Source organism: Planococcus sp. YIM B11945 (assembly GCF_050864155.1).
In the GTDB taxonomy this organism is placed as follows: domain Bacteria; phylum Bacillota; class Bacilli; order Bacillales_A; family Planococcaceae; genus Planococcus.
The window spans coordinates 538018-557046 of record NZ_JBOZWR010000001.1; the positions used below are offsets into that span (position 1 = coordinate 538018).

A 19029-nucleotide genomic window follows, 5' to 3' on the forward strand; every position below is an offset into this window, starting at 1 on the left:
TTTTGTTATCATACCCAATAGTCGAATCATTACTCAACTCGGAGGGGATAGAATGATTTTTCGCCAAGCAAAAACAAGTGAATTTGAAGCAATCTACCGAATGGGGTACGAGGAATGGCCAAAAGGGCGCTCGCTTGCTCAATATATCGAAGATAATCAAAAAGAAGAAGCCGTTGGCACACGGTTCGTTTTGGCGAACCGCAATGACGAAGCGGTGGCGTCGCTGATGCTGCTGCGGTTTCAGCCTTATTTGTTCGGGATCGGCTCGGTTGTGGTAGCTCCTGCTTTTCGCAGCCAAGGGCTCGGCAAACAACTCATTGAAGGCTGCGTACGCCTTTATCCGGATGCCGCTTTTATGCTATACAGCGAAATCGGCACCGCTTATTACGAACGCTTCGGCTTTAAAGCGCTGCCGGAAGAATTCCAGCAGTCGAGAAAAGGCATTTGCATGCTCAAAGCGGACGGCCATTTATATGAAGCCATGCTTAAAGAACCGTTGCCCGCATATTTTTAAGGGAACGCGAAAGGAAGATTTTTTTGGAATACATTCAACACTTAAGGTCATTGGTCGGCAATGAAAAAGTTTTGATGGTGGTTGCAGGCGCCTTGGTTTTTGACCAAGACGGCCGGCTTCTTTTGCAGCTGCGGACGGATACAAAAGAGTGGGGAGTGCCAGGCGGTTTTATGGAGCCGGGTGAAACGCTTCAAGAAACGGCGGCACGTGAAGTGTTGGAGGAAACAGGATTGCAGCCGAAAGAGCTCGAACTCTATGCCATTTACTCCGGACCGCAATATGACAAAACGTTTCCTAACGGCAACCAAGTGTCGCTCGTCCAAGTATTTTTCACCTGCAAACAATTTGCGGGCGAGTTGATAGACGAGAACGACGAAACGCTGGCAGTCCGCTTTTTCAAACTGGACGAACTTCCAACGGCGTTGTTTTCCGACCATTCCATGATTTTTCATGACTTGCTCAGCGGCAAAACTGCTCCGTTTTTCCGATAGACAAGATCGTACTTCTCAACTTCTTCACAAAAAAGTGAACGCGCTTATGCTGCGTTCACTTTTTTGTGATCCAGCTATTATTTCTTTCGCACATCTTCAATAGCGTTCAGCTTGTCCAGGTCGTCAGCCGAGATTTGAAAATCCAATTGGCTGTTTTCGATGATCCGGTCTTCATTCGTCGATTTCGGCAGCGGCAATGTGCCGCGCTCCAAGCAATAGCGGATGCACAATTGGGCAGGCGTCACTCCATACTTGTCTGCCATTTCTACGATTACCGGACTGTTTAAGATTTGGCCAGTCGCTAACGGCGAATAGGCTTCAACCAAGATATTGCGTTCGTTGCAAAACGCAAGCAGGCTTTCTTGGTCGCGTCCGATGTAAAACGGGATCTGGTTGGCCATCGGCACGATGTCACACGCGTCCAGCAGTGCTTGGATATCCGTTTCAGAGAAATTCGACACGCCGATGGCACGGATTTTGCCGTCGTTATATAGCTTTTCCATCGCTTTCCACGATTGGATGTTTTCTTCCGTGCAATCTTTGCCAATTTCATCCCATGGCCACGGGGCATGGATCAAATAAAGATCCAAATAATCAACGCCTAAATTTGAAAGGGTTTCATTAAACGCCTTGAAGGTTTCGTCATAGCCTTTTATCTGGGCAGGGAGCTTACTTGTAATAAACACGTCTTCCCGCGGCAACTCAAAACTCTTGATTGCTTTGCCAACGTTTTCTTCGTTTTGATAAGCGAGCGCCGTGTCGATATGGGTATAGCCGTTCTTTAAGGCGATCGTCACCGCATCAAAAGCTTCTTCGTTTGGAATTTGCCACGTGCCAAATCCGATGTTCGGAATTTCGACGCCGTTATGGAATGTAAACGATTTAGTGTCTGCCATGAAAATCCTCCTCTTTCAACTAGCTTACCCGGCTATTCTACCCCTTCTCTTAAAATCAGAAACGTCAGTTGTTTAGTTTTACTCCAAGAAAAGGTATACCAAAAGTACATTCGTGAAACAAAAGCGCATTACGTAATTGGAGGCCGACAGATGTTCGAAATTATGAGAAAAGTGGTACGGGTCAGCATTGCCAAACTACTGCTGTTCACCAGTATGTTTTATCTCGCCAGTGCGTTTGTCATTCATTTTCTTGAACCCGAGGAGTTTCCAACGCCGTTTATCGGTTTTTGGTGGGTCATGACCACGGTGACCACGATTGGCTACGGCGATTATGCGCCGAAGACGGTACCGGGCATGCTGTTTGGCATGTTGCTGTATTTATTCGGCATCGGACTTATCGGCGTCATCATCGGAAAAATTGTCGATTCCTATACCTATGTAAGGAGGTTGAAAATGGAAGGAAGGCTCAAGTACAAAGGAAAAAACCATTTTCTGTTGATCGGCTGGTCAAAAAGTGTAGAAAAAACCATTGAAGATCTGTTGTTTGATGAAAATATAGAAACAGATGTCGTCTTGATTGATCATTTAAAGCAAGCGCCTTATGAACATCGGCGGTTTCATTACATCCGGGGCAACCCCACGGATAAAGATGTGTTGAAAATGGCAAATATCGATGAGGCAAATGCGGTTACCGTTTTTGCCTCCGAAAGCGATGATCCGGTATTGACCGACGGCAAAACCTTGTTGATCACATCAGCCATTGAAGAATATGCAGAAGAACAAAACAAACAAATTTACACGATTGCAGAAATAGTACACGAAGCTCATATTCGCATGTTTCAGTATGCAAATGTTGACGAATTCGTGTTATCAAGCGAATCATTCCCTCATTTGATGGCAAAAACATTGCTTCACCACGGCTCCAGTCAATTGTTCACCCAGTTGATCAGTCACACTTCGGGAGAAAACCTCTGGGAAATCAAACCGGCTCCTTCATGGATAACGTATGGAGATGCATTTGAAGCACTACGAAAACAAGGCGCAAACCTGATTTCCAACGGCAGCGATTTGGGCATTGTCCGACGGCTAAACGAACCGATTCCAAAAGATGCCCGTTTGTTTATCATTTGCAACCAGGATACCTATCAACATTTATCGTTCCACTAAAAAAGGAAAACCGGCGTCAGCTGGCTTTCCTTTTTTTCCATTAACGCGTCGGCAATTTCACAGAAAGCCAGCTGCGAATTTGATCAGCGGTTTGTTCAGGTGCGTCCCACTGGATCATGTGTGCTGACTCAGCGACTGCTTTTATCGTTACATCCGTGATGGCATGTTCCATCTGTTCAATGCCTTTCGCTCTCGCTTTGTCTAAGTCAGCCGGCAAACTGGCATGGATTAAGAGCGTCGGCATCGAAACGAACGGATAAGCAAGCGCAAACGGTTCCGCGAAAAACGCTTTAATAATAGACAGCACCGTAAACCGTGAAGCGACCGGTTCCCATTGGCCATCTGTCCGTTGGGCAAAAAGGGAAGCGGCATACGCTTCTTTTTCGGCATCTCAGCGAGTGGTATACGTTTTGTACTCTTCATAGATTTCGTGGATGTGCTCAAATACCGATTGCTCCATGTAATGCTGCCAGCCGGAATAAGCGACATCAAACGTCACTTCCGGCTGGTTCCCTGGAAACGTAAACGCACCGTCAAGCAAAATGAGTCCGTCCACTTTATGAAATGCTTGGCGTAATGCAGCGCCACATCAGCGCCCCACGAATGGCCCATCATTACAAATGAGTGAGGCAGGATTTCGCGTACCGCAACGTCCAGCCATTTAGCCAAATTCGAAAAAAGGTAATCTTTTTCATTCCCTAAAGGGCTGCTGCCACCATGGCCGGGACAGTCCAAGGCAACCAAGTGGAAATGGTCTTTCAATTGATTTGCCAGTTCCGTAAAACTGTACCAGCCGTTTCCCGCCAATCCGTGAAGGCAAAGAATGCTCGGATTGGCGGAATTTCCCCATTCGTAATAAGAAACGGTGCTGCCGCTCTTTTTCAATAACCGCTGCTTCAAATCTGCCCAACCTTTTTTTCAAAACTTTCAATAAACTAATTATACTAAACAATTCTGGAAATTAGATGGATTATTAGCAGGCAGTTAGATATAGTTAGAAAAAAGCCTACTAGTGTTGAAAATAAGAAAGGAAGATGAACGATGTTTTTTGGACCGTTAAAACCAGGGGATAAAATCGGCATTTATTCGCCGTCATCGCCCGTTACCCATTCTTCACCCATACGCTTTAAACGTGCGAAAGCGTTTCTGGAATCCCGTGGCTTTGAAATCGTGGAAGGGAGCCTTACCGGCAAACACGATTTTTACCGCTCCGGCTCGATTCAAGAAAGAGCCGACGAGCTGAATGAATTGATTCAAAATCCCGACATCGTGTGCATCATGTCGACGATTGGGGGAACGAATTCGAATAGTTTGTTGCCGTATCTCGATTACGAAGCGTTCACGAAGCACCCGAAAATCATGATCGGCTATTCCGACGCTACGGCGATTTTGCTGGGAATTTACGCAAAAACGGGGATCCCGACGTTTTACGGCCCGGCGCTCGTTCCTTCTTTCGGGGAACACGAACCGTTTCTTGGCCATACATACAATTTTTTCTCCCAACTATTGATGGAAAACCAACAACTGCCGTTTCAGGTTCCGAAACCGCCTTTTTGGAGCGATGAACCTTTGAACTGGGAAACCAAAACCGAAGAAAAAGAAAACCGGCCAAACGAATGGCTTTGTATTAACGAAGGCGTGGCAGAAGGCCGCTTGATCGGCGGCAATTTGAATACGATGTTGGGCTTTTGGGGCAGCCCGTATATGCCCGAAATCCAAGAAGGAGATATTCTCTTGCTTGAAGATTCCATGAAATCCGCTTCCGTCATCGAAAAAAACTTTAATTTGCTGAAGCTCAACGGCGTTTTCGACCGCATTTCCGGACTTCTGCTTGGCAAACACGAACTGTTTGATGACCAGGGAACGGGAAGACAGCCTCACGATATTTTGCTGGAAGTCATCGGCGAACCAACTTTTCCCATACTCGCCGATTTTGACTGCGCCCATACCCAGCCGATGCTCACTTTGCCCCTCGGAAAACGAGTCAAAATGGACGCTTTGAAAAAAGAAGTCGCCATTACGGAACATTGGCTAAAAAATTTTGAGGAAAATGAAACTTCCAGATAATTCAAACCGTAGAAGGTAATAGAAAGAACATTGCAGCGGCACAAGGAGGCGTTTGATGAAGAAAAAGCAATGGGTGGTGAGTTTGGCCGCTTTAGCGGTACTTATCGGCTGCTTGTATGGATCCATGTTCTTGCAATACGAACGTTCAGCTGCCTATTCCGGTTTCCCGATTCCGAAAGGCGCTGAATTGATGGATAAAAACAGTTATGGCAGCAACTATACGTGGGATAAGGCATCAGGAGACGAAGGCATTCCATTTAGCTACCGGTTAGTGCTCAAGGCGTATGGCTGGGAAGAGGTGCCAGGAGATATGACGCCGATTTACCAAAAAGGCGATAAAAAAATTGATTTGATCACCTCGACTGATTATTTAGGGATTTTTGAAGAGGAATAAAACCGAAGCGCCCAAACAAAGGAGGAGTTTCCATGCTGTATGTAGTCGGATTTATCGTGGTTGTCATTATTTTTAGTTTGATTAGTGGTCAGCGTTCTTCACAACAGGCGAAATTCCGAAAAACCAAATCCGGTGCTGCTTCCGACAGCTCCTTCAATTATTACGGGGCAAATGATGATAAACACGATAATTGGGATGGCGGCGACTCAGGCTATGACGGCGGCGGATCGGATGGAGGGTCTGATGGCGGCGGAGGCGGCGGTAGCGATTAATAAGCAACGAAAAAGGAGAAAAGATGGAAATCCATCCTTTCTCCTTTTTGGTTAGTCTGCTTTTCGATACGTTAAAGTTTTCCCGGTATAGCCAAAAATGACAGTTAAAATTGGCGATAGCAAGCAAAAAAGCGCAAAAGGCAAGTATGACAAGGTCGAAACGCCAAGTGTCGTCGTAATAAAAATGCCACACACGCTCCACGGCACCAGCGGGTTCACAACTGTTCCAGCATCTTCCATAACCCGGCTCAAGTTTTTCGGGGTAAGACCAAGTTTTTCAAACGATCCTTGAAATGCTTGTCCAGTCAGCAATATTGACAAATATTGCTCCCCAATCAGCACATTGATGCCGACCGCGGTCATTGCAGCCGCCGCAATAACCGAACCGGCTTTGCTTAAAAGGTTTTCAATTTTCGCCAGTAAGGTTTGGACAATGCCGAGTGTAAACAGCAAGCCGCCCATGCTGAGCGAGAGCAACACAAGCCCAATGGTGAAAAACATGCTTTCCATGCCGCCGCGCGACAACAACGCATCGACATCCGCAAAACCAGTTTCTGAAACGTAGCCGCTGAAAATAATGGAAAACACGTCTGAGACCGGGTAAATTTGATGGACATACGACAAGGCAATGGCCACCACCGAACTGATGGCTAACGTCATCATTGCAGGTACTTTGTAAATCGTCATGAGAATCAGTACGACGAGCGGAATGATGGCATACCAGTGAATGGATCCAGTAGCGAGCAGCCCTTGTTGAAACGCATCAATTCGCGCTGCATCCGTTGCTGCAGCTTCGGGTGAAAGGATGGCAAAAATGACGAGCGAAATAAGAAAAGCGGGTATGGTCGTCCAGCCCATATTGCGGATGTGTACAAACAAATCGACTCCGACGATGGAAGACGCCAAGTTAGTGGTATCCGAGACCGGCGACATTTTGTCCCCGAAAAACGCGCCCGAAACGATGGCACCCGCTGTAATCGCTAATGACACGTCCAACACGGAAGCCATTCCGATAAACGCCACACCGACGGTTGCCACTGTCGTCAAAGAACTGCCAATCGACAAGCCGACAATTGACGTGATGATAAACACAATGGCAAAGAAAAACAACGGCGTGATCAAAGAGAACCCAGCATAAATCAATGTCGGTATGGTTCCGCTCATCATCCAGGCACTGATTAAAATGCCAATGAAGAAAAACAGGAATACCGCGCTCATGCCCGCACCGGCTCCTTGCACCAATCCTCTTTCCAACTCCACGTATGGAACCCGCTTCACGAGCCCGTAGCCAATCAACAGCAAAATGGCGATCAAAATGGGAATATGCGGAACCGCACCAAAACGAATGAGACTCGCGCTGACGATAGCCACGATCAATGCCACCAGCGCAATGGATTCTTTAACCGAAGGGGCAATAACTGCTTTTATTTGAAACATGGGATTTCCTCCTTAAAATGAAATAAAAAAAAGAAAACCACTCATCCCTTAAACAAAGGGACGAAGGTTTTCTCCGCGTTACCACCCAATTTGACAGACCTGTTGGCCTGTCCACTTCATTGACAGTTGAAACTCCTGATGGTGTACTTCACTCGGATTGCTGCCTGGATTTCCACTCATCACCCAGTCTCTGCCTGCTGCCCACAATCGAATTACTCAAACATCATTCAACTTCCGTATTTCCATGCGTTCACATGTAATTGTTTTTCATCATACCGAGGGCCGCCAGACAAGTCAAGCCTCTTTTTTGAACCGCCGCCTAAAATTTGTTTTTGGGATCTGTTATTCGACAAAGGATTATTTCAGTCCAAGCCGAATTGAATACAGTACAGCAGACGGATGCAGATCCGAAAGGAGGGAAAACCAGAAGTGAAAACGAAAACACGAATCAAATCCAAGCTTTCTCGTACGTTTTCCAGCAATTTTCCGGAAGCTTACAAAAAGTTCACGATGAGCCACATGAAGGAAAATCAAGACATACCGGCAACTCATTTGACAAAACCGTTGAACGAATGCAAAGTTGCTTTGTTGTCAACGGCAGGCGTCCATTTAAAAACGGATGCCCCATTTGATGTAGACAATCCAGCCGGGGACCATACGTTCCGCTTAATTCCCGGTTCCACCAAAGAAGACGAGCTGACGGTCACTCATATTTACATCGATACGAAATACGCAAAAGCCGATCCGTCGATTGTGTTTCCGCTCGGGCATTTGCGGTTGCTTGCAAAAAACGGAACCATTGAGTCACTGGCCGATACAAATATCGGCTTGAACGGCGGCATACTCGATACCGCCCTTGCCGAAAAGGAATCGATTCCCCAAGTTGTCAACTTGCTGCGGAACGAAGCCGTCGACCTGGCGCTGCTTGTGCCTGGCTGAGGATCTTGCCATAACGTACTCGGGCTGTATGCCCGGGCTTTAGAAGCTTCTTCCATTGCCACAGCCATGGTGACCCTATTCCCGGAAATAACAGACAAAGCCGGGGTTCCCCGGACGCTGCACGTGCCGTTTAAAATGGGCCGGCCGCTCGGCGAACCGTTTGATTTTGAAACGAGAGAAAAAGTCGTAGCCCAGCTGCTCGAGCTTGCGTATCAGCCTGGCGGCACCCGAAGCCAATTTCAACAAACCAAATAAGCAAAGAAACCTGGAACGAGAAGCACATGGCTTCGCGGTTCCGGGTTTTCTTTTGCCAAACTTGGAACTTAATGGAGGTGCTTGGCGTATAGATGAATAAGCAATCGCATTTAAAATGAACAGGCAGGTGAAGTGCATGTACACCTATGAAACCTTTGAAACGTTGGGCGTCTTTACGCTAATGCGGCCGGTATTTTATACGGCATTATTTATTAGCGTCGGCTTGTTCGCTGCCATTATATTCATGAAACGTTCCGGGAATTTCCTGAACGGCTTTGCGGTGATCGGCATATCGGCAGCCACGGTGATGTTATCGGGAGAGGTTTTAATTTACGACTCCATTATTGTGGATGAGCTGGGGCTCGGTGGCGATTCGCTGTCGTTTTTCTTGTTTTTGGCGACCTTTGTCCTCGGTTTCGTCAATCCGTTCGTCTATTTTGCAAAACGTTCCCAAATGCTGCGCAGCTCGAAAAAAATCTAGGAGGGCATTATGTATTTCATGATTAGTTCCATTTTAGCGGGTATCGTCAAACTTTTTCGGCTGTTGACTGTAGAAGGCAAGGAGCATCTGCCAAAAGAAGCCCGGTACGTAATTACATGCACCCACACCGGATGGGTGGACGTGATCATGCTTGCACTTGCGGTTTATCCGACACCGGTGCATTTCATGGCCAAAAAAGAGCTGTTTGACCGCGTACTTTTCCGTAAATTTTTAACCGCTATTCATGCATTTCCGGTAAACCGAGAAAACCCAGGGCCAAGCACGCTGAAAATTCCATTGAAATTGCTGAAAGAAAACAAATGCGTCGGCATTTTCCCAAGTGGAACGAGGTCTGCTGAGAATGTTCCGCTAAAAAAAGGGGCAGCGACCATCGCTGTTAAAGCGCAAGTGCCTTTGATTCCGGCGGCATACCAGGGGCCAAATCATCTAGCTGGCATTTTCAGAGGGGAAAAAGCCCTTATTCGATTTGGCCAAGCGATACTGCCGGAAACACCTCAATTCAAAAGGGGTGAAGCTATTGAAGACGCGCTCTTGAAGCTGGAACGGGGAATTCAGCGATTGGAGTGAGCGGATCCGCCATTAGCTAAAGGATAACCAACACAGGGACTCTACGCGGGTTCTTTTTTTCTTCCTTTTTGCAACAATGCCGCCTTTCGCCGACGGAATTTCCCGTAACCGCTTACACATATTGGGGTTTGTGATTAAAGGATTCACAAAAGGGCTATTCACTTAATAACGGAACAAAAAAAGTATGAATTCACAAGTTTTTCGTTTCAAATGACTTGCTAAATCGTTTTCGTAACGACACACTAGAAATGAGTGCGGTTTAAAAAGACGATATAAAAAGAACTGCCAATCTATGGAATTGGAGTGAGTGACGATGATGATGGACAACAACGAGATGCAAGAGACTCCTGGCAAAAGCAGCATTGAGAAGGCGGTCGGGCACAACCAAGCGGATAACCTGACGCTGGTTTTATTCGGAGCAACGGGCGATTTGGCCCAGCGGAAACTGTTTCCCGCGCTGTACAATCTATACTTAGACGGCAGGTTGCCCAAAACCCTGTCAGTGATTGGCCTTGGCAGAACCAATTACTCAAATGCCGTTTTTCAAATGAACGTCAGAACGTCGCTTGACGAATTTTCGAGAAGACCGGTGCAATCCGGCAACGTGGAGGAATTTATCGCGAAATTCCGTTACTGTGTCTTGGATGTGTTTAACGAAGAATCCTACCAAGGCTTAAAAGAATTGATCGAATCCCGTGAACAAGAACTGGGCATTGAACAAAACCGGCTTTTCTATTTGTCCGTGTCCCCTGAATTGGTCGAAGTCATTACGTCGAACTTGCAGACTAGCCAAATCTGCCAAACGACGGGCTGGAAGCGCCTGATTGTCGAAAAACCATTCGGCACCGATCTAAAAACGGCGCAAGAGCTGAATGCCAGACTTAGCAAAGCATTTGCTGAAGAAGAAATTTACCGGATTGATCATTACCTCGGAAAACCGATGGTGCAAAACTTGGAGACAATCAAATACGCCAACCCGATTTTGGAACTGCTGTGGGACCATGAACAAATTGCCAACGTCCAAATCACAGCGAGCGAAACGGTCGGCATTGAAAAGCGCGCGGGCTATTACGACCAAGCCGGCGCCATCCGCGACATGGCGCAAAACCATTTGCTGCAGCTGGTGATGATGACGGCATTGGATCTTCCTGAAAACTTGACGGCACAAGCCGTGGAAATGGAAAAACGTGAAGTTGTAGAAGCGGTGCGGCCAATTTCGAAAGATCTGGCATTCAAAGACATCGTGCGCGGCCAGTATACAGCGGGGAAAATACTCGGAAAACCGGTGATCGGCTACCAAGAAGAACCGGGCGTCGTGGAAAATTCCAAGAATGATACGTTTTTTGCAGCACGCCTTCACATTGAAAACCCGTCTTGGAAAGACATTCCGTTCTACATCCGCACAGGCAAGCGGCTGGAACAAAAATCGACGCGCATTGTCATTGAATTCAAAAACAAATGGAAAAACAATGCCGTCATGCAACAAGAAGGTATTTCCCCGAATTTGTTGATTTTTGAAATCAATCCAAACGAAAGCGTGTCGTTGCTTGTGAACTTGAAAAACCCGTCAACGGAGCATTACGAACCGACAAGCATCAATTTCTCCGTCAATTCGGAGATCCAGCCGGAATCCTATGAACTGTTGCTTTCGGATGCCATGGAAGGGGACAAAACGTTTTTCGCCCACTGGAAAGAAGTTGAGCTTTCGTGGCAATGGATCCAGCCGATCCTCGAAGCTTTTGAAGAAGATGCGCTGCCGCTCCATTTGTATCCAGCGGGCTCAAGAGGACCGGAAGCGGCTGACCAGCTGCTCGAAGAAGACGGCTTTAGCTGGTGGTAAGCTTTAAGGAATTCGGTATAATAAAACAGGGAAAAGAAACCAGAAGAAAATGAGGCGATAGAATGAATCAGCAACAAATGGGTGTAATCGGCTTAGGGGTCATGGGCAAGAATTTGGCGCTCAACATCGAAAGCCGCGGCTATTCGGTAGCGGTCTATGACTACTGGACAGACCGGACCGAAGAATTCAGCAACGTGGAAGCAGCAAATAAAAACATCATCGGGGCGGACACCTTGGACAATTTTGTGGCATCGCTTGAAAAGCCGCGCAAAATACTGATGATGGTCAAAGCAGGGGAAACGACGGATGACGTTATTCAGTCGCTTGTGCCACTGCTTGAAGAAGGCGACATTTTGATCGACGGGGGCAATACGTTCTTCCGAGATACCAACCGGCGCACAGCCGCTTTGCAGGAACACGGCATTCATTTTATTGGAGCCGGTGTGTCCGGAGGCGAAGAAGGTGCACGGTTCGGCCCATCAATTATGTCTGGCGGATTGAAAGAAGCGTATGCTAAAGTACAGCCCATCTTTGATGCAATCGCTGCAAAAGTAGACGGCGTGCCTTGCAGTGCCCACATGGGAGCAGAAGGCGCGGGACATTTTGTGAAAATGGTCCATAACGGCATCGAGTATGGCGATATGCAGCTGATTGCGGAATCGTATTTTATTTTAAAGCATGCGTTAGGTCTCAATGCACAAGAGCTGCATGACATTTTCGCCGAATGGAACGAAGGCGAACTCAACAGCTATTTGATCGAAATCACCGCAGATATTTTCACTAAAGTAGACGACGAAACCGGCAACCCGCTTGTCGACCAAATTTTGGACAAGGCCGGACAAAAAGGCACCGGCAAATGGACAAGCCAAAATGCATTGGATCTTGGCGTTTCGCTGCCAATCGTCACGGAATCGGTCTTTGCCCGCTTTATTTCCGCTATTAAAGAAGAACGTGTAGCGGCAAGCGGTTTGCTGACGGGACCGGAAGCAGGCAGTTATTCTGGCGACCGCACGCAATTAATCGAAGCGATCCGAAAAGCCCTGTACATGAGCAAAATCTGTTCGTACGCGCAAGGATTCGCACAGCTCCGGGCGGCATCCGATGAATACGGCTGGGACATCCCATACGGCGACATTGCGATGATTTTCCGCGGCGGCTGCATCATCCGGGCGCAGTTCCTTCAGCAAATCAAGGAAGCCTATGACCGCCAAGCTGATTTGCCGAACTTGCTGATTGATCCGTATTTCCAATCCGTCGTGGTCGACTACCAATCGGCGCTTCGGGAAGTGCTGTCAGTAGCTATCTCCCAAGGCATTCCGGTGCCCGCTTTCTCTAGTGCACTGGCGTATTACGACAGCTACCGCACGGCGACGCTGCCGGCGAACCTGATCCAGGCGCAGCGCGATTATTTCGGTGCGCATACGTACGAACGGACCGACAAACCGGGTACGTTCCATACGCAATGGCAAGAATAACATGAAAAGGGACGGCTTCTTCGCGAAGCCGCCCCTTTTTTTATTGAATTTCGTTTTCAAACAACAAGACGCGGGCTGGTGCCGCATCAATGCCGCGTACGTTAAGCGGCGCTGCGACCATGAAATAGCTTCCCGGTTCCACTTCGCCCAGCTGCAAACCTTCAATGACGACAATTCCCGCTTTAAACAGCGCGCGGTGCGTCGGGTGCTCCGGCTGGCTGCGTTCGATGCCCAGTGCATCGGTGCCGACGCCTTTGATCTGCAAATCCGCCAAATAGCGGGCACCGTCTTCTTTCAGGAAAATGAATTCCGGGTTGAAGCCTTCGTCAAACGAATTGCTTGTTTTGAACAGCAAAAAGTCGTTGTGGTCAATCGCTTGCTGCTCCAAATCCGCTTTGGTGATGCCATCTTCCACTTTGGTGAAATCAAGCACTTTCACTTGGCGAACCAAGTCTTCAAGCGGAATCGTTTCAAATGTCTCGCCGTCGTTGATCATGTGGAGCGGTGCATCGATGTGCGTTCCGGTATGCGCATCCATTTCAATGCGTGACTCGGTCACGTGGCCGTTCGTGTTCGTAATGAAATTCGGCTGCTTTTCCGGCTTGTCTTTGTATACCGGCATACCTGTGTAAATGGGGGAGGAGATATCAATAAATTTCATGGTGTTGCTCCTTTCGGTAGTTGGGTTCTCCTTAGTTTCCCATTTATTTCATTTTGCTTCAACCGTCAGCCGGCAGTTCCCATGCTTTGTGTTGGTGAAAACGAGCAAACAGGTTGGTTGACAACGAAGAAAAGAAGGAGTAAAATTATCTCGAATTCAAGATATCTTCATTAAACTACGCTTTAAAAAGGAGACCGGATCACATGAACCACATTAAAGGGATGCACCACGTTACTGCCATTACGAGCAGCGCCGAAAAGAACTACGAATTTTTCACGTACGTACTCGGGATGCGCTTGGTCAAGAAAACCGTCAACCAGGACGATATCCAAACCTACCATTTGTTTTTTGCGGATGATAAAGGCTCTGCCGGAACCGACATGACGTTCTTCGATTTCCCGGGCATTCAAAAAGGGACGCACGGCACGAATGAAATCTACAAAACCTCTTTCCGCGTGCCGACCGACGCTGCACTCGCTTATTGGGTAAAACGCTTTGACAAATACGAAGTCAAGCATTCGGGAATCAAAGAGCTGTTCGGCAAACAAACCTTGTCGTTTTCCGATTTTGACGATCAGCAGTACATGCTCGTGTCAGACGAGCGCAATGAAGGCATCTCCTCAGGTACGCCATGGCAAAAAGGCCCGGTGCCTTTGGAATTTGCGATAACGGGGCTTGGGCCGATCCACATCCGCATTGCGCAGTTTGATTACATGAAAGAAGTGCTGGAAAAAGTTATGCTGTTCCGCGAAATCGCCAAAGAAGGCTCGCTGCACCTGTTCGAAGTGGGCGAAGGTGGAAACGGCGCACAAGTGATCGTTGAGTACAACACCATCTTGCCTCAGGGCCGCCAAGGATTTGGTACGGTGCACCACGCAGCCTTCCGGGTTGAAGACCGCGCAGTCCTTGACGAATGGACCGTCCGCATGGAAAAATTCGGCTTTGGGACTTCCGGCTACGTCGACCGTTTTTTCTTTGAATCGCTGTATGCACGCGTCGCACCTGGAATCTTGTTTGAATGGGCAACGGATGGACCAGGGTTCTTGGGCGATGAGCCGTACGAAACCGTCGGAGAGAAATTATCGCTGCCGCCATTTTTAGAAGGCAAACGCGAGCAGATTGAAAACATGGTCCGGCCGATCAATACCGTCCGAAGCACGACTCCATTTGAAAAAGAATACCTGTAACAAGTAATTGCGGCGCCTGTGAGTTCACTTTGAACTTGCAGGCGTTTTTTGGGTTGAAAAATTGGAAATTGGATGCGCATGATTGGAAAAAAAGGAGTATGATGGGCGTAAAAGGTACGCCTAGGAGAAACTTAGCAGTTCTGCCAATTTGCCTATTCTAATCGAAAAGGAGCGGTGCATTTCATTTATTTCCTCTTGCCTCGAACACTCACCCGGATGCTGCTGCCTGGCCAGGTGAAACAGTGAAAAGGGAGTGGACAGGATGTTGAATGCCAAACAAAACAATTGGCCATTCGTGTTGGCCATTTTGCTGACGTCAATTGCGGCTTGCCTCGTCTATATTTTCGTTTTGAAAGATGACGACGTGACAGAGGCAGAACAGGAACTCGGTCCCAATGCATTTGCAGATTACGACATGGAGGTTCACGTTTTTAATGGCAGTTTAACCGTTTCGGCTGAAATTGAAGTGGCAAACAAATCAGCGAATGCATGGAAAGACGTAGGGTTCAATTTTGTGCCAAATGCCCTTCATGAACGCGGCATCGCGGCAATTACAGCTGCCGTAACGGAAACCCGTATTTATTCTGTAAGAGACGCGGACGGGGATCTGTATTACAAATCAAATGACAACCAATTGTTCATTCAACTCCCACAGCCTTTGGAACCTGGGCAAACAAAGAAAATCACAGTAGAGTATGCCTTGCGCAATCAAAACATCGATGGCACTCATCAAAGCTCAGAGGATGATCTGTTTTTTTCACAATGGTATCCGGAAATTGCTCATTATAATAAAGGATGGTCCATACATGATGTGAGCCTAAAAGGAGATACCGTTTATCCTACGTACAGTGATTTTATCATTCACTACAAAGTGGATAGCCCACGCTTCGTGGTGAGTTCAGCGGTTGATGGAGAAGTTAAGGAGCGCTCTTCCGGCAGCTTAGAAAGCAAGCAGACAGAATCGTTCGCCATCGGATTTTTAAATCCCGCTAATTGGACGAGCTTTTCCAACAAAGTAAACGACACCAATTTGCGCTTTTTCTTGCCGACGGGTTCACCGATTGAACAAACAACTGTCTTTCCTGCCAACGAGGCTTTCAGTTTTTTTGAAGAAAATATCGGGGATCACCCTTCCGAAGAACTCGATCTTATCGGTGCTTCTTTCGGTTCGAATTCCAATGTAATCGGAATGGGTGAACCGCCTATAGAACCTCAAGGTCTTCCTTCAAGCATAGCTTCTCAGTGGTTTGGAGAACTCGTCTTGAGCGATCCTTACGAAGATGCTTGGTTAAGCCGCAGTTTGTCAAAATATGCCGGCGACGCTTATTTGCTCGAACGGGGAACCGATCAGGAAGCAGTATTTGAAGATGCCGTAAGCGTGTTGAAGCGGGAGCGGGCCGAACAGTTTGCGAATCTTCCGTTGAACGATATGGGCGAACAGAGTTATGGTGCAACTCTCTACGAGAAGGTCCCATTGCTGCTAAGGGACTTTTTCCAGGATAAAGGCGGTTCGGAAGCAGCTATCCACTTTTTATCGGACTATTACAACGAATACAAGTTCCAACATGTCGATAGCCGAACATTCGCAGTCTTTTTCGAGGAGCATTATGAAGGCAATCAAAGCGAGTGGCTGAATGAATGGCTGAAGCTGGATGAATAACCGGCATTTCAGAATATCCCTAAAAAGACGGCATCTGCTAAGAGTGCCGTCTTTTTTTATGGGTTAGATTAAATCATGTCGAGCGGCATGTTGTGTGCGGGCGGTGGAAATGCCCCATCCAAAAGCCGGAGGTCCTCATCGGTCAGCTTGATGGCTGCAGCTTCTGCGTTTGCTTGGACATGTGCGGCTTGGCCGGCTTTTGGAATCGCCAGGATATTCCTGGAGCGAAGTGTCCACGCAAGCGCAATTTGCAAAGGAGCGGCGTTGTGCCTTGCTGCAATTTGGCCAAGCACTTCATTTGTCAGCAATTCTTTCCGCAGTGAACCGCCTTGAGCTAGGGGGCTGTATGCCATGATCGGAATTCCGTGGTTTTCATGCCAATCCATCAAGCTGAATTCAATGCCCCTTGATCCAAGATGATACAACACTTGGTTCGTTGCACAATTTTTGCCGTTTGGCGCACGCCATAATTCTTCCATATCTTTCGTATTGAAGTTAGAAACGCCCCAGCGCTTGATTTTGCCTTCTCGTTTTAATTGTTCCATGCCTTCGACAGTTTCTTCAAGTGGGATTTGGCCGCGCCAATGCAATAAATACAAATCGAGCGTATCGGCATTCAGGCGTTTTAAGCTTTGTTCACACGACTTTTTGATCCGGTCGAGCCCAGCGTTTTGCGGATAAACTTTGGAAACCAAAAAGACCTTGTCGCGTTTGCCTTGTATGGCTTCACCCACAAGGCGTTCCGAGTTGCCTTCGCCGTACATTTCCGCAGTATCGATAACGGCCATGCCGAGTTCCAAGCCATGCTGAAGCGCTTTTATTTCCTGGTCTTTAACCAACGGAATGCCGCCCATGTTCCAAGTGCCTTGGCCAATAGCGGGGAGGCGGGTGCCATCTGGAAGTAAGACGGTCTGTTCCTGGAGTGCGTTAACAATAGCTTGATGTTCCAAACGATCAAACCCTTTCTTTTTGTATTCGGTCTTTTATTCTTTTCCCTGCGCTCATGGATTAAAACAGAAAAGGCAGGACTATGCAGCAGGTTTGTAGAATAACGTAAAGGCAAAAGAGCATTTGGGAGATGGGAGGGGTCTATTGGCTGGTAAAGTGGCTTTTGCTTTTTTGGTCGTTCTTACGACCAGTTTAATGGGATCTTCTTTTGCGGTCGGAAAAATCGGATTGGGGTATGTCTCGCCGCTGTTGCTGGTGGGCATACGATTTACAGTGGCCGGACTATTGATGATCGCCATCGTGAAGTTGTTAAAGCGGCCAACGCCCAACACGTTGAAAGATTGGCTGCGTATTTTTTGTATAGGCAGTTTCCAGACAGCTGGCGTTATGGGGGCAATATTTCTGAGTTTACGGACCATTACCGCCGGGGAGTCGGCCATTCTAACGTTCATGAACCCACTGCTGGTCGTGGTATTTGGCACGCTTGCTCTTGGCATCCGGTATCGTATGATTCAGTGGGCAGGCGTGTTTTTTGGGTTTATTGGAGTAGCCGTTACCATGGGGTTCCATTTGCAGCTGGAGATTGGTACAGCATTCGGGGTTTTTAGCGCGATTTCTTGGGCAATTGCGACATTGTTGATCAAACGGTGGGGGGATCGCTTGGATACATGGGTGTTAACCGCCTACCAAATGCTCTTTGGCGGATGCCTTTTGCTGCTTGGCAGCGCATTTTTAGAAAATGCCCGTCTTGACCTCAATGCGGCATCGGTAGCCATTATTCTGTGGCTTGCCATTCCAGCGTCGATTGTCCAATTTGCGGTTTGGTTTTACTTGCTGCAAAAAGGCAATCCAGGAAAAGTCAGTGCATTTTTGTTTTTAGCCCCGTTTTTCGGTGTGATCAGCGGCTGGTGGCTGCTCGGGGAACCCGTCGGTTACACACTCGTGTCAGGCGGCAGCTTGATCTTTATCGGCATATTTCTAGTAAACTGGCCAGACAAGCAAGTTGTTGAAAGTATCGCGAAGTGACTTATTCCTGGCTATTCAGACTTTTCAAATGAAGGAGCGGCAGTATAACTATCTCAATATACGGAGGTCTGCGGTATGGCAAAAGAATGTTGGATCAATTTGCCGGTAAAAGAGCTGCAAAAGTCGATGGATTTTTTTCGCGCACTGGAATTCCCGGTTAATGAGCGTGAAGACATGGCGGGTGTCAAAGTCGGCGATCAAGGCACCATTGTCATGTTAATTCAAGAAGAAACGTTCCGAGCGGTCACCAATAGCAACATAGCGGACACCAGCCAAGGAACAGAAGTCATTTTGTCAATTTCTGTCGATTCCGAAGAAGAAGTGCATGAAATGGTTCAAAAAGTAAAATCAGCAGGCGGAACGGTGTTTGCAGAGCCTGGCGAACGAAACAGTTTTTTCGGAGCCGGGTTTAGCGATGTCGACGGACATAAATGGAATCTGCTGGTTATGTGAATAAAGAACTTGGTTTGAGACAGCATATAAATCATCACGGAATCCAGGAAGCTGCAAACGAAAGAATTGAGACGGAGAATTTTTTAAAACTTTGAGATGAACTTGAATTGATTCGGCAAAATAACAAAATGAAAATTGTGATCTGTAAAACGATCGTTAGCCAAAAACCAGAAAAAACATTCACGAATCAACAAAATAAGCATTTGTGTAATAAAAGCTGAAATTCAGCTAAATCAGCCAAAAAACCGGTTTCGTCTCACTGTCTTAAGTATACTTAT

The 19029-nt window shown here is 47.3% G+C and carries 22 protein-coding genes; 16 read left to right on the top strand and 6 right to left on the bottom strand.

The features are described from left to right. Positions 1–52 precede the first annotated feature (52 nt). On the top strand, positions 53–514 hold the full coding sequence (locus tag ACRRQV_RS02825; RefSeq protein WP_432527414.1) for a GNAT family N-acetyltransferase: 462 nt from the start codon (positions 53–55) through the stop codon (positions 512–514). 23 nt (positions 515–537) lie between these two features. Then, the gene (locus ACRRQV_RS02830) at positions 538–1005 is read left to right on the top strand and encodes an NUDIX hydrolase (protein ID WP_432527416.1); all 468 of its coding nucleotides are present in this window, start codon (positions 538–540) and stop codon (positions 1003–1005) included. 77 nt (positions 1006–1082) lie between these two features. Here ACRRQV_RS02830 and ACRRQV_RS02835 read toward each other — a convergent pair whose 3' ends face one another. Continuing rightward, on the bottom strand, positions 1083–1901 hold the full coding sequence (locus tag ACRRQV_RS02835; protein WP_432527418.1) for an aldo/keto reductase: 819 nt from the start codon (positions 1899–1901) through the stop codon (positions 1083–1085). A 150-nt stretch (positions 1902–2051) separates the two neighbouring features. Here ACRRQV_RS02835 and ACRRQV_RS02840 point away from each other — a divergent pair, with 150 nt between their 5' ends. Then, positions 2052–3068 carry an ion channel gene (locus ACRRQV_RS02840; protein ID WP_432527420.1) on the top strand — a complete coding sequence of 339 codons (1017 nt, stop codon included), beginning with the start codon at positions 2052–2054 and terminating at the stop codon, positions 3066–3068. A 40-nt stretch (positions 3069–3108) separates the two neighbouring features. Here the strand turns inward: ACRRQV_RS02840 and ACRRQV_RS02845 are convergent, their stop codons facing one another. Then, positions 3109–3375 (bottom strand): alpha/beta fold hydrolase, encoded by a 267-nt coding sequence (locus tag ACRRQV_RS02845; protein WP_432527422.1) that lies wholly within the window; start codon positions 3373–3375, stop codon positions 3109–3111. Between the two features lie 188 nt (positions 3376–3563). Continuing rightward, on the bottom strand, positions 3564–3968 hold the full coding sequence (locus ACRRQV_RS02850) for an alpha/beta fold hydrolase (RefSeq protein ID WP_432527424.1): 405 nt from the start codon (positions 3966–3968) through the stop codon (positions 3564–3566). A gap of 141 nt (positions 3969–4109) precedes the next feature. Here ACRRQV_RS02850 and ACRRQV_RS02855 point away from each other — a divergent pair, with 141 nt between their 5' ends. Genes ACRRQV_RS02855 through ACRRQV_RS02865 form a run of 3 tightly spaced genes read left to right on the top strand, consistent with a single transcriptional unit; the run spans position 4110 to position 5801 of the window. Further along, a complete protein-coding gene (locus ACRRQV_RS02855) occupies positions 4110–5135 on the top strand; it encodes a S66 family peptidase (protein WP_432527426.1) in 1026 nt (341 codons plus the stop codon). Between the two features lie 55 nt (positions 5136–5190). Continuing rightward, entirely contained in the window at positions 5191–5529 is a 339-nt protein-coding gene (locus ACRRQV_RS02860) for a hypothetical protein (protein WP_432527429.1), read from the top strand. A 32-nt stretch (positions 5530–5561) separates the two neighbouring features. Beyond that, positions 5562–5801, top strand: a complete 240-nt coding sequence (locus tag ACRRQV_RS02865; protein WP_432527431.1) for a hypothetical protein — start codon at positions 5562–5564, stop codon at positions 5799–5801. 51 nt (positions 5802–5852) lie between these two features. Here ACRRQV_RS02865 and nhaC read toward each other — a convergent pair whose 3' ends face one another. Beyond that, a complete protein-coding gene (gene nhaC, locus ACRRQV_RS02870; RefSeq protein WP_432527433.1) occupies positions 5853–7238 on the bottom strand; it encodes a Na+/H+ antiporter NhaC in 1386 nt (461 codons plus the stop codon). A 429-nt stretch (positions 7239–7667) separates the two neighbouring features. Here nhaC and ACRRQV_RS02875 point away from each other — a divergent pair, with 429 nt between their 5' ends. The 6 genes from ACRRQV_RS02875 to gndA all read left to right on the top strand — a co-directional run bounded on the left by ACRRQV_RS02875 (position 7668) and on the right by gndA (position 12816). Beyond that, positions 7668–8177 (top strand): glycine/sarcosine/betaine reductase selenoprotein B family protein, encoded by a 510-nt coding sequence (locus ACRRQV_RS02875; protein ID WP_432527435.1) that lies wholly within the window; start codon positions 7668–7670, stop codon positions 8175–8177. A gap of 66 nt (positions 8178–8243) precedes the next feature. Next, positions 8244–8432, top strand: a complete 189-nt coding sequence (locus tag ACRRQV_RS02880) for a hypothetical protein (protein WP_432527436.1) — start codon at positions 8244–8246, stop codon at positions 8430–8432. 136 nt (positions 8433–8568) lie between these two features. Continuing rightward, a complete protein-coding gene (locus tag ACRRQV_RS02885) occupies positions 8569–8913 on the top strand; it encodes a hypothetical protein (protein WP_432527438.1) in 345 nt (114 codons plus the stop codon). Positions 8914–8922: 9 nt separating this feature from the next. After that, a complete protein-coding gene (locus ACRRQV_RS02890) occupies positions 8923–9501 on the top strand; it encodes a lysophospholipid acyltransferase family protein (protein ID WP_432527440.1) in 579 nt (192 codons plus the stop codon). A gap of 334 nt (positions 9502–9835) precedes the next feature. Beyond that, positions 9836–11341, top strand: coding sequence for a glucose-6-phosphate dehydrogenase (gene zwf, locus ACRRQV_RS02895; protein ID WP_432527735.1), 1506 nt, complete (start codon positions 9836–9838; stop codon positions 11339–11341). A gap of 62 nt (positions 11342–11403) precedes the next feature. Next, positions 11404–12816 (top strand): NADP-dependent phosphogluconate dehydrogenase, encoded by a 1413-nt coding sequence (gene gndA, locus ACRRQV_RS02900; protein ID WP_432527442.1) that lies wholly within the window; start codon positions 11404–11406, stop codon positions 12814–12816. Positions 12817–12856: 40 nt separating this feature from the next. On the opposite strand, the gene ACRRQV_RS02905 is transcribed toward gndA, so the two are convergent. After that, on the bottom strand, positions 12857–13477 hold the full coding sequence (locus ACRRQV_RS02905) for a cyclase family protein (protein WP_432527444.1): 621 nt from the start codon (positions 13475–13477) through the stop codon (positions 12857–12859). A gap of 203 nt (positions 13478–13680) precedes the next feature. Here ACRRQV_RS02905 and ACRRQV_RS02910 point away from each other — a divergent pair, with 203 nt between their 5' ends. Further along, entirely contained in the window at positions 13681–14664 is a 984-nt protein-coding gene (locus ACRRQV_RS02910; protein WP_432527446.1) for a ring-cleaving dioxygenase, read from the top strand. 253 nt (positions 14665–14917) lie between these two features. Next, the gene (locus ACRRQV_RS02915) at positions 14918–16324 is read left to right on the top strand and encodes a hypothetical protein (RefSeq protein ID WP_432527448.1); all 1407 of its coding nucleotides are present in this window, start codon (positions 14918–14920) and stop codon (positions 16322–16324) included. Between the two features lie 68 nt (positions 16325–16392). Here the strand turns inward: ACRRQV_RS02915 and ACRRQV_RS02920 are convergent, their stop codons facing one another. Next, positions 16393–17274 (bottom strand): aldo/keto reductase, encoded by an 882-nt coding sequence (locus ACRRQV_RS02920; RefSeq protein WP_432527450.1) that lies wholly within the window; start codon positions 17272–17274, stop codon positions 16393–16395. Between the two features lie 142 nt (positions 17275–17416). Here ACRRQV_RS02920 and ACRRQV_RS02925 point away from each other — a divergent pair, with 142 nt between their 5' ends. Both ACRRQV_RS02925 and ACRRQV_RS02930 read left to right on the top strand, forming a co-directional pair. After that, positions 17417–18298 carry a DMT family transporter gene (locus ACRRQV_RS02925; protein ID WP_432527452.1) on the top strand — a complete coding sequence of 294 codons (882 nt, stop codon included), beginning with the start codon at positions 17417–17419 and terminating at the stop codon, positions 18296–18298. 75 nt (positions 18299–18373) lie between these two features. Next, complete coding sequence (locus ACRRQV_RS02930) at positions 18374–18751, top strand: VOC family protein (RefSeq protein ID WP_432527454.1); 378 nt, start codon at positions 18374–18376, stop codon at positions 18749–18751. Positions 18752–19029 lie beyond the last annotated feature (278 nt).